Origin of the sequence: Kitasatospora sp. NBC_00374, from assembly GCF_041434935.1 — a bacterium.
Taxonomy (GTDB): domain Bacteria; phylum Actinomycetota; class Actinomycetes; order Streptomycetales; family Streptomycetaceae; genus Kitasatospora.
Map to the genome: position 1 here is coordinate 615,292 of NZ_CP107964.1, position 11,967 is coordinate 627,258.

General features: G+C 74.0%; 14 protein-coding genes. 5 read left to right on the forward strand and 9 right to left on the reverse strand.

The features are described 5' to 3' along the window. The first annotated feature begins 140 nt into the window (after positions 1 to 140). The gene (locus OG871_RS02760; RefSeq protein WP_371493969.1) at positions 141 to 1,484 is read left to right on the forward strand and encodes a CoA transferase; all 1,344 of its coding nucleotides are present in this window, start codon (positions 141 to 143) and stop codon (positions 1,482 to 1,484) included. Positions 1,485 to 1,490: 6 nt separating this feature from the next. On the opposite strand, the gene OG871_RS02765 is transcribed toward OG871_RS02760, so the two are convergent. Continuing rightward, positions 1,491 to 2,822, reverse strand: a complete 1,332-nt coding sequence (locus OG871_RS02765; RefSeq protein ID WP_371493970.1) for an RNA polymerase sigma factor — start codon at positions 2,820 to 2,822, stop codon at positions 1,491 to 1,493. Beyond that, positions 2,795 to 3,214, reverse strand: coding sequence for a YciI family protein (locus tag OG871_RS02770; protein ID WP_371493971.1), 420 nt, complete (start codon positions 3,212 to 3,214; stop codon positions 2,795 to 2,797). The genes OG871_RS02765 and OG871_RS02770 overlap by 28 nt, the downstream gene beginning before the upstream one ends. A gap of 321 nt (positions 3,215 to 3,535) precedes the next feature. Between OG871_RS02770 and OG871_RS02775 the strand changes: the two genes are divergently transcribed. Beyond that, entirely contained in the window at positions 3,536 to 4,348 is an 813-nt protein-coding gene (locus OG871_RS02775; RefSeq protein WP_371493972.1) for a polysaccharide deacetylase family protein, read from the forward strand. Between the two features lie 35 nt (positions 4,349 to 4,383). Further along, positions 4,384 to 4,824, forward strand: a complete 441-nt coding sequence (locus OG871_RS02780; protein ID WP_371493973.1) for an SRPBCC family protein — start codon at positions 4,384 to 4,386, stop codon at positions 4,822 to 4,824. 46 nt (positions 4,825 to 4,870) lie between these two features. On the opposite strand, the gene OG871_RS02785 is transcribed toward OG871_RS02780, so the two are convergent. Beyond that, on the reverse strand, positions 4,871 to 5,386 hold the full coding sequence (locus tag OG871_RS02785; protein WP_371493974.1) for a PaaI family thioesterase: 516 nt from the start codon (positions 5,384 to 5,386) through the stop codon (positions 4,871 to 4,873). A gap of 274 nt (positions 5,387 to 5,660) precedes the next feature. Here OG871_RS02785 and OG871_RS02790 point away from each other — a divergent pair, with 274 nt between their 5' ends. Together OG871_RS02790 and OG871_RS02795 are read left to right on the forward strand one after the other, a co-directional pair. Beyond that, positions 5,661 to 6,122, forward strand: coding sequence for a hydrolase (locus tag OG871_RS02790; protein ID WP_371493975.1), 462 nt, complete (start codon positions 5,661 to 5,663; stop codon positions 6,120 to 6,122). A gap of 116 nt (positions 6,123 to 6,238) precedes the next feature. Continuing rightward, positions 6,239 to 6,637, forward strand: coding sequence for a DUF4440 domain-containing protein (locus tag OG871_RS02795; protein WP_371493976.1), 399 nt, complete (start codon positions 6,239 to 6,241; stop codon positions 6,635 to 6,637). A gap of 70 nt (positions 6,638 to 6,707) precedes the next feature. Here the strand turns inward: OG871_RS02795 and OG871_RS02800 are convergent, their stop codons facing one another. From OG871_RS02800 to OG871_RS02825, 6 genes are all read right to left on the reverse strand, one after another. Beyond that, a complete protein-coding gene (locus tag OG871_RS02800) occupies positions 6,708 to 7,649 on the reverse strand; it encodes an ornithine cyclodeaminase family protein (RefSeq protein ID WP_371493978.1) in 942 nt (313 codons plus the stop codon). Next, positions 7,646 to 8,779 carry an aminotransferase class I/II-fold pyridoxal phosphate-dependent enzyme gene (locus OG871_RS02805; protein WP_371493980.1) on the reverse strand — a complete coding sequence of 378 codons (1,134 nt, stop codon included), beginning with the start codon at positions 8,777 to 8,779 and terminating at the stop codon, positions 7,646 to 7,648. The genes OG871_RS02800 and OG871_RS02805 overlap by 4 nt, the downstream gene beginning before the upstream one ends. A 186-nt stretch (positions 8,780 to 8,965) precedes the next feature. Next, positions 8,966 to 9,574: a transcriptional regulator gene (locus tag OG871_RS02810; RefSeq protein WP_371493982.1), complete on the reverse strand. Its 609-nt coding sequence runs from the start codon at positions 9,572 to 9,574 to the stop codon at positions 8,966 to 8,968. Positions 9,575 to 9,747: 173 nt separating this feature from the next. After that, entirely contained in the window at positions 9,748 to 10,509 is a 762-nt protein-coding gene (locus tag OG871_RS02815; protein ID WP_371493984.1) for an SDR family oxidoreductase, read from the reverse strand. A gap of 160 nt (positions 10,510 to 10,669) precedes the next feature. After that, positions 10,670 to 11,224, reverse strand: coding sequence for a hypothetical protein (locus OG871_RS02820; protein WP_371493986.1), 555 nt, complete (start codon positions 11,222 to 11,224; stop codon positions 10,670 to 10,672). A 94-nt stretch (positions 11,225 to 11,318) separates the two neighbouring features. Then, entirely contained in the window at positions 11,319 to 11,906 is a 588-nt protein-coding gene (locus tag OG871_RS02825) for a TetR family transcriptional regulator (RefSeq protein WP_371493987.1), read from the reverse strand. Positions 11,907 to 11,967 lie beyond the last annotated feature (61 nt).

Sequence of the window (11,967 nt, forward strand, 5' to 3'; positions counted from 1 at the left end):
CGACATGCCGGGCCCCACCCCGGACGGCCCAGGCTCCGACCCCATACGGCCGTACCCGTCCACCCGCTCGCGCACGGCTCCCGGGCCGTCGAGCCGCACCCCCCGGCGGACCGGGTGACCGCCGGGCGCACAATGGCGGCATGACGAACGATCATGCCACCGCGGACGCCTGGGCCGCGATCAGCGACACGCCGGAACTCGCCGCCGCCGTACGCCACAAGAGCGCGCCCGGGACACTCCCCTCCCGGCTGGCCGTGCGCGACCTGGCCCGCGCCACCGTCGCGGCCTGCTCGCTCGCGGCCGCCCAACTCCTCGCCACCCGCAACGACACGCGGCTGCCCGACGTCGAGGTGGACGAGGAGGCGGTCGCCACGGCCTTCGTCAGCGAGCGGCACCTGCGGATCGACGGCCGGACCCCGGTCAGCTTCGCGCCGCACTCGGGCTTCTTCCGGACCGCCGACGGCTGGGTGCGCACCCACGCCAACTACCCGCACCACCGCGCCCGGCTGCTCGCCGCCCTCGGCCTCCCGGCCGAGGCCGACGCCGCCCGGCTGGCCGCGGAGCTCGCCACCCGCGCGGCCGTCGACGTCCAGGAGACCGCGTACGCCGCCGACGCGCTGGCCGTCGCCGTCGCCCCCGTGGACCCGGCACGCGAGCCGCTGCCGCTGGTCGAGACCCTGGCCGGCGGCCCGACCGACCGCTCCCTGGCGGCCGCGCCGCTCCCCGCGGCCGGCGTGCGCGTCCTCGACCTGACCCGGGTCATCGCCGGCCCGGTCGCCACCCGCACCCTCGCCCTGCTCGGCGCGGACGTGCTGCGCCTCGACGCCCCGCACCTGCCCGAGAGCGAGGACGCGCAGGCGGACACCGGGTTCGGCAAGCGCTCCGCCCGGCTCGACCTCGCCGACCGGGCCGCGCTGGACGGTCTGCTCGCCGAGGCGGACGTCGTAATCACCGGCTACCGCCCGCACGCACTCGACCGGTTCGGCCTGTCGCCGGACGCACTGGCCGAGCGCCACCCGGGGCTGATCACCGCCCAGCTCTGCGCCTGGGGGTGGACCGGCCCGTGGGCGGACCGGCGCGGCTTCGACAGCCTGGTGCAGGCGGGCCGCGGCATCGCGGACCTGGAGTCCGCCCCCGACGGAACGCCCTGCGCCCTCCCCGCCCAGGCCCTCGACCACGGCACCGGCTACCTGCTCGCCGCCGCTGTGCTGCACGCCCTGACGCAACGCCAGCTGAACGGCCGCGGCACCCGGCTGCGCCTCTCGCTCGCCGGCACCGCCGACTGGCTGATCGGCCTGCCCCGGACCGACGGCGCCGGGCCCGACGCCGAGCAGGGCCGCACGCCCGACCGCTGGCTCACCGAGACCCCGAGCCCGTACGGCCTGCTGCGGCACGCCCGCCCGCCGATCGGCTACGCCGGCGCACCGGCCACCTGGACGCGCGGCCCGAGCCGCTGGGGGACCGACCGACCGTCCTGGACCTGACCCGCCTCACCCCAGCGCGGCCGCCTTGCGCAGCAACACCGACCGCTCGCGGACGTTGCCGCACAGCCGGGCGGCGAGCTCCAGCTCGGCCCGCGCCTCGGCGCTCCGGCCGAGCCGCGCCAGCAGCTCGCCGCGCACGCTCGGGAGCAGGTACGAGCCCGACAGGCGGCCGGAGGCGGCCAGCTCGTCCACCATGGACAGCGCCGGCTGCGGCCCGCTCGCCATGGCCACGGCGACGGCCCGGTTGAGCTCGACGACGGGTGAGGGAGCGACCCGGCCGAGCGCCTCGTAGAGGAGCACGATCCGCTCCCAGTCGGTCGTCGCCACCGAGGCCGCCGACGCGTGGCAGCCCGCGATCGCCGCCTGCAGCCCGTACGGTCCGAGGCCGCGCCCGAGCGCCGAGGCCCGGCCGATCGCGGCCAGACCTCGGCGGATCGCCGACCGGTCCCAGCGGCGGCGGTCCTGGTCCTCCAGGAGCACCGCCTCGCCGTCGGGCCCGGTGCGCGCCGGAAAGCGCGCGGCCGTGAGCTCGCACAGCGCGAGGAGCCCGTGCACCTCCGGCTCGTCGGGGAGCAGTGCGACCAGCATCCGCGTCAGCCGGATCGCCTCGTAGGCCAGGTCGGAACGGAGCAGCCGGTCGCCGGCCGTCGCCGTGGAGCCCTCCGTGAACACCACGTACAGGACGCTCAGGACGGCGCCGAGCCGTTCGCGCCGCTCCTCGGGCGGCGGGAGTCCGAACGGCACTCCCGCCGCGGCGATCGTCTTCTTCGCCCGGGTGATCCGCGCCTGGACCGTCGGCAGGGGCACCAGGAACGCCCGGGCGATCTCCTCGCTCGTCAGGCCGCCGACCACGCGCAGGGTCAGGGCCACCCGGGCCTCGGGCGAGAGGACCGGATGGCAGGCCACGAACATCAGCGCGAGGATGTCGTCGTCGATCCGGTCGGGATCCCACGGCGGGTCGTCCGGGCGGCCCCCCGGGGTCGGCGCGCCCGAGTCCGCCTCGCCCTCGGCGAGCGGGGCGGCGAGCACGGCGTAGCGCTCGTCGAGGGCCGAGCGCCGGCGGAAGCTGTCGATGGCGCGCCGCCGCGCGGTCGCGAGCAGCCAGCCCACCGGGTTCGCCGGCTCGCCGTCGCGCGACCAGGTGACGAGCGCCTCGGCCACCGCTTCCTGGGCGACGTCCTCGGCGAGCTCGAAGTCCCCGGTGTAGCGGGCGAGCGCCGCGACGATCCGGGCGGACTCGATCCGCCAGACGGCCTCGACGGCCCGCCGTGCCGAGTCGGGGTTCGGCGGGCCGTCGGCGGTTCGGGGCATCAGAGCTGGCCGGTCCGCTCGCGCCACGCCCGCTCCTTGACGATCCACTCGTTGTCCTGCGGGAACTCCTCGATGCCCGGCACCCGACGGACCTCGCACTTGGAGCCTGCGATCGCCGGGAGCCGCTTGGCCCACTCGACGGCCTCCTCCTTCGAGGCGACGTCGATCAGGTAGAACCCGCCGAAGAGCTCCTTCGTCTCGCCGTAGGGGCCGTCGGTGACCACCGGCGTCTCGCCGCTGAAGTCGACCACCACGCCCTGGGTCGGGTCGTCCAGGCCCTCGGCGGCGACCAGCACGCCCGCCCGGATCAGCTCCTCGTTGAAACGGCCCACCGTTTCGAGCATCTCGTCGAAGGGTGTCTCCATCATCTTCGCGACGGACTCGTCCGTGCCGCGCATGATCAGCATGTACTTCGCCATGATCGATCTCCTTGGTGTCGGGGTCGCCTCTCGACCCTCTCACCCCAAGGTCGAACGGCGTGGCCGCGGATCGACACGGGGCACGGACCCGGGACGGAATTCTTTTCTCGCCTGCCGCCGGTCCGGGCCGGCACGTGGTGCGGGCGCCGAAAACGGGCGCCGAGGAACGGGTGCGCCGACCGCACCACGCGCGTGCCGGCCGAGGTCACCAGCGGCGGGCGTTGGGCCGGCCGGGTGTTGCTGGGGGCCGGGTACCGCCTCCGACGGGAGCGCGGCCGGTCTTCCGGGGATGCATTAGTCATGTTGTCGCATCGTCAGGTCATGACCCGTAGGCTCCTGCTCGCCGGGGCCGGCTTCTCGCTGCTCTCACCCCGCTCCTGCGGTGGCGCGCCACCCCGCGACGCCGACGGACAGGCGGCAGGAACCTCGGCCGGCGGAGCGGAGCCCGAGACACCCGGCCCGCAGGACGCGGCCACCGCCCCCGCAGCGCCCCCGGCCGCCGTCGCGGCGGCACCCCTGGGCGGGCGTCCCCAAGCGGTTCCGATGCGGGCACCGCTGGCCGCACTCTCCACGACCGACCGGCTGCTGGCGCTGACGATCGACGACGGGCCGGACCCGACCTACACGCCGGCCGTGCTGAAGATCCTCGACGAGCAACGGATCTCGGCCACGTTCTTCCTGATCGGGCGGAACGCGGCCGAGCACCCGGCGCTGGTGCGGGAGATCGCCGCGCACGGCCACCACATCGCCAACCACACCTGGTCCCACCCCGACCTGCGCCGCCTGTCGGAGACCGAGGCCCGTGACGAGCTCAGACGCACCTGCGACCTCCTGTACGAGACGACCGGCCGGGCACCCACCTGGTTCCGCGCACCGGCCGGCGATTTCACCGAGGCCTCGCTGCGCGTGGGCGCCGAGCTCGGTATGCGGCCCATGGCATGGTCGGTCGACCCGCGGGACTGGTCCCGCCCGGGCAGCTCCGCCATCGTCGACCGGGTTCTGAAGGCCGTCGGGTCCGGCTCGATCGTGCTCAACCACGACGGTGGCGGCGACCGCACGCAGACGGTGACGGCGCTCCGCTCCTACCTGCCCGTACTGACCGGCCAGGGCTACCAGTTCACCACTCCGCGCTGAGCGACGGGCGCCGGCCGCAGGCCTAGGATCGCCGTATGGCGCTGCTCCGGATCACCCGCCGCTCCCCTCTGTCGGCCGCCGAGGCGTGGCGCCGGATGACCGACTGGGAGCGGCATGCCGGGCCCGTCCCGTTCACGGCGATCCGGGTGACCAGCGCGTCGCCGCGCGGGCTCGGGGCCGGTTTCACCGCGCGCACCGCCGTCGGCCCGGTCGGGTTCGACGACCCGATGGAGGTGACGCGCTGGCAGGCCCCGCAGCCGGGGCGGCCCGGTCTGTGCCGCCTGGAGAAGCGGGGTGCGGTGGTCACCGGCTGGGCCGAGATCGAGGTCCGGCCGCAGCCGGACGGCTCGGTGGTCCAGTGGCGGGAGGACGTCCGGGTGACGGCGCTGCCCCGCCTGTTCGACGGCCCGACCGCCTGGTGCGGCCGCCTCCTGTTCGGACGGGTGATGCGGCGGTTGCTCGACGGCGCACGGTGACCCCGGGTGGAACCGCCGGGACGCCCCGGGCCGGGCGTGCCCGGCGTCAGCCGAACCGGAGGACCGCGCAGGTGGTCGTCCCGTGGGCGTACAGCCTGCCGTCCTCGGCGCCCACCACGCGGGCCTCGGCGGTCGCCGTCGTACGGCCCACGTGCAGGGCCCTTCCCTCGCAGCGGAGGACCTGGGTGTCGGCCGACACGGGCCGGACCAGGTGGACGCCCAGCTGCACGGTCGTGTAGGTCGATCCGGCCGGCAGGCGGGTCATCACGGCCGAGCCGAGCGCCGAGTCGAGGAGCGTGGCGAGGAAACCTCCGTGCACCGTGCCCATCGGATTGAGCAGGTGCTCCCCCGGGTCGCCCTCGAAGGTGGCGTTCCCGTCGCCGACCCCGGTGAGCCGGAAGCCGAGGGTGCTCATGATCGACGCCGCCGGGAACCTCCCGTCCAGTGCGCCCCGGAGGATCTCCCGGCCGGACATCGCGAGCACATCGGCCGTCATCTCGGGGCGAGGCTCCCAGCTGTGGGTGCGGGAACGGGTTGCAGCCTGGGATTCGTAGATCGTCATGAGATCGACCCTAAGGATCCGCCCCGGCCGGGCGGGAGTGGCGAATCCGGCAGGATCCGTACCGTTTCCGACACGCCCCCCGAGGCGGCAGAGCGCGATCAGCCCGGACCGACGCCCCAGGTCACCGATCGAGGTCACCCGGGGTGCTCGGCCACCGCTCCGCCACCGCCGCCTGCTCCGCGTCTCCAAGGCCGCACGGGCTCCGGGTAGCCTCACGGGCATCGGAGTTCATCCGCGACCGGGTCAACCACAGCACAGAGGACTGGTCCCGCCCATGACGGACGCCGCGGCCCGGCCGCCGACCGCCTTCCTGCCCCCGCACCTGCGGGCCGTTCCGTACGTCGGCGCGCGCTGTCCGGGCTCGCGGGCCGTGGCCGAGCGGCCCGGCCTCGACGCCGGCGCGAACTGCCAGCTCTACGCCTACGCCGTACTCGCCCACTTCGGCCTCACCGCGCCACCGCTGCGCTCCAGCGACCTGTGGGCCGACGACTCCACCGTCCGTGTCACGGCCCCCCGCCCGCTCGACCTGCTCCTGTTCAACGCGACCGACGACGCGTACGGCGCCCACGTCGGGGTCTGGGTGGCACCGGAATCCGTACTGCACCTGTGCGCGGAGGTCGGCCGCCCGGCCCTGTGGACGCCGGCCGACTTCGCGGCCCGGGAACGGTACCGCCACCTCGTCGGCATCAAGCGCGTGACCACCGCTGGGGAGGGGGGATCTCCGGCGCACCCGTGACCGGCGCGGGCGGTCCGACCCCTCGGGGGAGGTGCGCGAAGGACTGGTCTGCGGCCTGCCTCTGGCTTGCCGAAAGTGCCGGTGCCAAACGCTCGTTCGGTGTTACTGTCGGCGCCATGTCCAAGATCGAGCTTGACGCGGTGACCGCCGAGTTCTTCGGCGCCTTCGACAACCGCGGCGGCCGGGCCGCCGAGGTCGGCCGGATCCGCCGGCTGATGCTGCCGGGTGGCGTGATCGTCCTGACCGGCCCGAAGTTGACGGTCTACACCGTGGACGAGTTCATCGCGCCCCGCGAGAAGCTGCTGGCCGACGGTCGGCTGGTCGAGTTCTCCGAATGGGAGACCTCCGAGCGGACGGACGTCGCGGGCGACATCGCCTCGCGGTTCGGCGAGTACCGCAAGTCCGGGATCCTGGACGGCGAGCCGTTCGAGGGCGGCGGGACCAAGTCCTTCCAGTTCGTCCGCACCCCGGAGGGCTGGCGCATAGCATCCTTCACCTGGTACGACCAGCCCTGACCGCGGTGCGACGGGGACGCCCTGCGCCGGCGCCGGCCACGTCCGACGCGGTGTGCCGCGTGTCGGGTGTTCACGGCAGCAGTCGGTGGAGGACGGCCGAGGCGAGTGCCGCGTCGAGTGCTCCGACGCCGGTGAGGTCGGCGACGGTGATGGCCGTGGCGGACCGGTCGAGGGGTTGTTTGAGCAGCAGGCCGACCGGCGTGTCGCTGTCGTGGGCCGCGGCTCCGGCGCGGACGGCGTGGCCGAAGTCGCCGTGGTCGAGGCACTGGGTGTGGTCGTCGGTCGCGATGATCCGTGCGCGCCCGAAGAGTTCCGGCGGGAGCTCGTTCTTGTGCGGCATGTCGGTGCCGATCCCCGTGACGTGCGCTCCCTCCCGCACGTGGGCGGCGTCCAGGACCGGACTCGTCGCCGGGGTGGTGGTGACGATCATGTCGGCGCCGGCCGCCTCCCGTGCCGTGGCCGGCCGGGCTTCGAGGCCACGGCTGCGGAGCTCTCCACACAGCGCGGCGGCCCGGTCCGGATGACGGCCGTGGACCAGCACCGCCGTCAGCGGGCGCAGCTCGGCCAGCCACACGGCCTGGAGGAGCGCCTGCTGTCCGGTGCCGAAGACCGCGAGCTCGGTGGCGCCGGGCCGGGCCAGGGCGTGGGTGATCAGCGCGCCCGCGGCGGCGGTGCGCCACGCGGTCAGCAGGCCGCGGTCGTCGAGCAGGGCGCGGACCTGTCCGGTACGCGCGCTGATGACGCAGACCAACCCGTGGTTGGACGGCAGGCCGATCGCGGGGTTGGCGTAGAAGCCGGTCGCGATCTTGACGGCGAAGTCGGCCGCGCCGGAGATCCACCCGGCCTTGACGTGGCAGTCCCCGTCGGCGTCGGGGAACTCCATGTGCAGTGGCGGCGGCACGGTGGTGCGGCCCTCGGCGTGGGCGATCGACGCGTCCCGGACGGCGTCCAGGACCAGCCGGGGGGCTGCGGCCTCCTCGATGGCGGCCGGCCCGAAGACGGGAACGTTCACCGGCCGGCCCGCATCCACTCGGCGAACGCGGCCAGGCCCTCTTCGGGGTTGCCACGGCCGATGCCGATGCGGAACCGGTCGGTGGGGGTGGCGGTGAGTTCGGAGTGGTAGATGCTCGCCGGCAGCAGCAGGACACCGGCCTCCTCCACCAGCCGGGTGCAGAACTCCTCCACGCCGTCGGCGCCGAGGTAGCGGGGGTAGGCGACGCAGCCGCCGTCCGGCGCCCGCCACTCGAAGTCGTCCGGGAACTCGGCGAAGAACGCCTCGAAGAGCGGCAGGTTCGCCGCGATCAGGGCCCGGTTGCGGTCGAGGATGGTCCCGCGGGCCTTCAGCGCGATGCGGGCCAGGACCTCGCTGGGCGCGGAGTTGCAGATGGTGGTGTAGTGCTTGGCCCGCTCCAGGCGTGAGCGCAGCGCGCGGTCGCGGCAGGTGATCCAGCCGATCCGCAGGCCCGGCAGGCCCAGGGACTTGGAGGTCACGTTCAGCGACACGGCGCGCTCGGACAGGTCGCAGGCCTGCGGCAGGGCGGCGGCCGCGTCGCGCTCCAGGCCGCGGTAGACCTCGTCGCTGAAGAGGTGGATGCCGCGTTCGTCGCAGAGGCGGACGAGGGCGGTGAAGTCGGCCGCGTCGATGATCTTCCCGGTGGGGTTGTTGGGGAAGTTCACCGAGACGACGCGGGTGTTCGGCCGGATCGCCGCCGCGACCGCCTCCAGGTCCAGGGCCCAGTCCCGGTCCGGGTCGAGGGCGACGCCGGTGACCTCGCACAGCGCCAGCGGCACGGTCTCGGCGGCCTGGTAGTTCGGGGTCACCACCACCGCGTGGTCGCCCGCGTCGAGCAGGACGTTCATCGCGAGGTAGAGGGCCTCCTCGGCACCGGCGAAGCAGATGACGTCGTCCGCGTCGGCGTTCTCGTACGTCCCGGCGATCACCTCGCGCAGCGCCCGGTCGCCGAAGGTCTCGGTGTAGCCCAGGGACAGGTTCTGGAAGGCGTCGCGGTCCGCGTCGTCGCCCAGGGCGAGCAGCTCGCCGAGGGTCATGGTCTGGACGTCGGAGGCGGTCAGGTGGTGGCGGGCGGTGAACTCCCAGCGGGAGAAGTAGGTTTCGAGCCGGAAGTCGGGCAGGCGGGTCATGGCGGTCGGTCCTTTGCGCTCGTTTCACCGGCTGGGCCGGCGGGCCGCGGGTTACGTGTCCGAGGGTCGCGCCCATCGTCCACACTCTCCACATCTGGACTATAAATCCAATCTGGACAACAAGTCCAGGCCTGGACATGGCTGTGCCCACACCCCCCCCGGGGGGGCGTGGGCACAGTTCACGCGTCAGGCGTCGGCCCGGCGGCTCTTCGGGGCCGGCTCCCTGAGCTCGGACAGGAGGCCGTACACGGTGGACCGGGACACCCGCAGGGCGCCGGCGACGACCGGGGCCGCCCGCCGCACCGCGAACACGCGGGCCTCGTCGAGCCGGCCGAGGACGGTCAGGCGGTCCTGGCGGGTCAGGCGCTCCACGGGCCGGCCGGTCTCCCGGACGTAGTCGCCGATGATGTTCTGGATGCGCTCGGACCAGTCCTGCTCGAACAGCGGCTCAGGGCGCTCGACGGTCGGGGCGCCGAACGCGGACAGCAGGGCGGCGGCCTGGTCCAACGGCGTGCGGTCGAGGTTGATGCAGAGTACGGCGGACGGCTTGCCGAGATCGTCGCGCAGTACCGCGCTGACCGAGCTGAGGCGACGGCCGTCCGTCAGGAGCTTCTCGTACGGCCCGAAGACGTCGTGCGCCGACGGTTCGAGGTCGTCCAGCTCGCCGAGCAGCGAGGGATCCCCCGCGCGGCGGGAGGTCATCGGGTTCCAGATCTCCAGGACCCGGTCGGTGTCCGGGTCGTGCAGCGCCACCTCGGCGTACGGGCCCAGCAGCGCCGCTACCGCCTGGCACACCGGCGCCCACATCCGTACCCGAGGGTCTGGCCCCGGCTCCGTATTCCCCATGCCTGGACTATAAGTCCGAGTTGGATGGACGGTCCACAGCGCCCACCGGACCGCCGCCGCTCCGGCGTGCGGTCCGGCGGGTCCGGCGGGTCCGGCGGTCCGGTGCTCCGGCCCGGGGCCGGTCAGGCCTGGCGGGTGGGCAGCACAACCAGCTGGCGCAGGTTCACCTCCCGGCGGCGGCTGACGGTGTACGCGATCAGATCGGCGATGTCCTCCGAGGTGAGCGCGGGAATCGCCGCGAACATCCCGCCCAGCTGCTCGGTGAGCTCCGGGTTGTCGATGTGCCCGGCCAACTCGGTCGCGGTCAGACCCGGCTCGATGTTGGTGACCCGGACATCGCGCGGGCCCAGCTCGCCGCGGAGCGTGCTGGAGAGCTGGCTGAGGGCCGCCTTGGTCGCCGAGTACACCGCGTAGTTGGGGAAGTTGAGGTGCGCGGCGATGGAGGAGATGTTGACCAGGTCGGCGGTGGACCCCGCGGCCGCGGCGGCGGTGAGGTCGGCGGTGAAGGCGCGGGTCACCCGCAGTGCGCCGGTGAGGTTGGTGTCGATCATGCGGGTCCACTCGTCGAGCCGGCCCTCGGCAAGCGGGTTCGGCAGCATCACTCCGGCGTTGTTCACCACCAGGTCGACCCGACCCCAGGCGTCGTGGACGCGCGCGGCGGCAGCGTCCACCGACGCCTGGTCGGTGATGTCGACGGGAACGACGAGGGCCTGGCCGCCGTCCGCCACGATCTTCCCGGCGAGCTCCGCCAGCCGATCGGCCCGGCGGGCGAGCAGGGCGACCCGGGCGCCGTTCGCGGCGAACAGCCGGGCGGTCGCCTCGCCCATCCCGCTGGCGGCTCCGGTGACGACGGCGGTACGGGCGGCGAGGGCGGGGTAGCTCATCCGGCGCTCCTGAGGGGTCGGTGGTACTTCGCGGGTCCTGCTGACGAAGCCACTCTCGGCCCGGGTGGTACGGCCGTGCCAGGGCGCTGTTTTCCCTGGGAACGCCAGGACCACCCTCGAACCGGGCGACGGACGCCGCTGTGGGCCGGGCCGGCTCGGATCAGGCGCGGACGATCGGCACGTTGCTCAGCCGCTGCACGGCAGCCGCGATCTCGTCGGCGGAGACACCCACCCTGATGGGGTTCAGCGCGATCGGGCTGCCGAACCGCCTCGTCCACGAGCGCGCCCTCGCCCCGGCCCGGGACATCGGAAGGGATACGGGAACAGCCGGCAGGACGACGCCGGGCCGGGGGACGAAGACCACCAACCGCTGGGAGGACCCACGTGAAGCCGCTCGCAGCCGGACCGCCTCCAGGTCGCACCACGGCACCGTGTCGCTGCCTCGCACCGTCACGCCGTCGGCATCGAGGCGCACCCGCCAGCCGGAGGTCCGGTCCCGCGCTGCCACGACCAGCAGGGCGACGAGCACCACGATCATGCCCACACACCCGATGCCGCCGACGACGAGGGCGAAGCGATCCCTCGGCCACAGGAGGTCGGCGCCGGACCTGATGCCGCCGACCAGGACCACGAGGGCGAGCACGGCCAGAGGACGGCTCGAAGGCCGGAGTTCCAGCGTGGCCTGATCCGTCTCGCCGGCAGTGGTCGATCGCATGCGCGAAAGGTACTACTCGGCCCGGTCGGCCCCGCCACCCGCCCCACGGGCCTCCTCCGACGGCCCCCGAGGGGTCGGGGAGCGCGGCCCGAACTCAGCCGGTGGGCGCGGGAGCCGCGGTCATCCGCCGGACCGCCTCGATCACCGCGGCCCGGTGGGCGGCGAGGGCGGCGGCGCCTACGGCAACCTCACCCCGCAGGGCGCCGGCGCCGTCGGCGGCCGTGAACCAGGCCTGGGCGAGCGCCAGCGTGAGGGTGAGGATGTCGCGCGGGGCGATGCCGGGCTCGACCAGCCCCTCCGCCTGCGCCGAGGCAAGGGCGTCGACCTTCGCCCGGTAGGACTCCGCTTCGGAGTCCGTGGCGTCGGGCCGTTCGAGCTGCTTCCAGGCGACCAGGCGCATCAGGTCGGGGCGGGTGACCAGGTGGTCGAAGAGCGCCCCCGCGTACCCGGGCAGGTCGGCGACGTCGAACGGAACGGCTTCGGCGCCTTCGGCGAGACAGCGCTCCACGACACGGTCGAAGAGCTGCTCCTTGTTGCCGAAGTAGACGTAGATCATCCGCTTGTTGGCCCCGGCCGCGGCGGCGACGCGGTCGACCCGGGCACCGGCCAGGCCGTGTTCGGCGAACTCGGCGAAGGCGGCGTCCAGCAGGCGCGCGCGGGTTGCTTGGGAGTCTCCGGCCATGCACACAGCGTACAGGTAACTAACCGGTTATTGACATCGGCGGCTCGGTGCCGCACAGTCG

Coding starts and splice junctions, on each gene's coding strand:
- OG871_RS02790 (WP_371493975.1), top strand. CDS start 5,661: ATGACGGACGCCGCGGCCCGGCCGCCGACCGCCTTCCTGCCCCCGCAC.
- OG871_RS02760 (WP_371493969.1), top strand. CDS start 141: ATGACGAACGATCATGCCACCGCGGACGCCTGGGCCGCGATCAGCGAC.
- OG871_RS02770 (WP_371493971.1), bottom strand. CDS start 3,214: ATGGCGAAGTACATGCTGATCATGCGCGGCACGGACGAGTCCGTCGCG.
- OG871_RS02785 (WP_371493974.1), bottom strand. CDS start 5,386: ATGACGATCTACGAATCCCAGGCTGCAACCCGTTCCCGCACCCACAGC.
- OG871_RS02805 (WP_371493980.1), bottom strand. CDS start 8,779: ATGACCCGCCTGCCCGACTTCCGGCTCGAAACCTACTTCTCCCGCTGG.
- OG871_RS02825 (WP_371493987.1), bottom strand. CDS start 11,906: ATGGCCGGAGACTCCCAAGCAACCCGCGCGCGCCTGCTGGACGCCGCC.
- OG871_RS02820 (WP_371493986.1), bottom strand. CDS start 11,224: ATGCGATCGACCACTGCCGGCGAGACGGATCAGGCCACGCTGGAACTC.
- OG871_RS02780 (WP_371493973.1), top strand. CDS start 4,384: ATGGCGCTGCTCCGGATCACCCGCCGCTCCCCTCTGTCGGCCGCCGAG.
- OG871_RS02815 (WP_371493984.1), bottom strand. CDS start 10,509: ATGAGCTACCCCGCCCTCGCCGCCCGTACCGCCGTCGTCACCGGAGCC.
- OG871_RS02775 (WP_371493972.1), top strand. CDS start 3,536: ATGACCCGTAGGCTCCTGCTCGCCGGGGCCGGCTTCTCGCTGCTCTCA.
- OG871_RS02795 (WP_371493976.1), top strand. CDS start 6,239: ATGTCCAAGATCGAGCTTGACGCGGTGACCGCCGAGTTCTTCGGCGCC.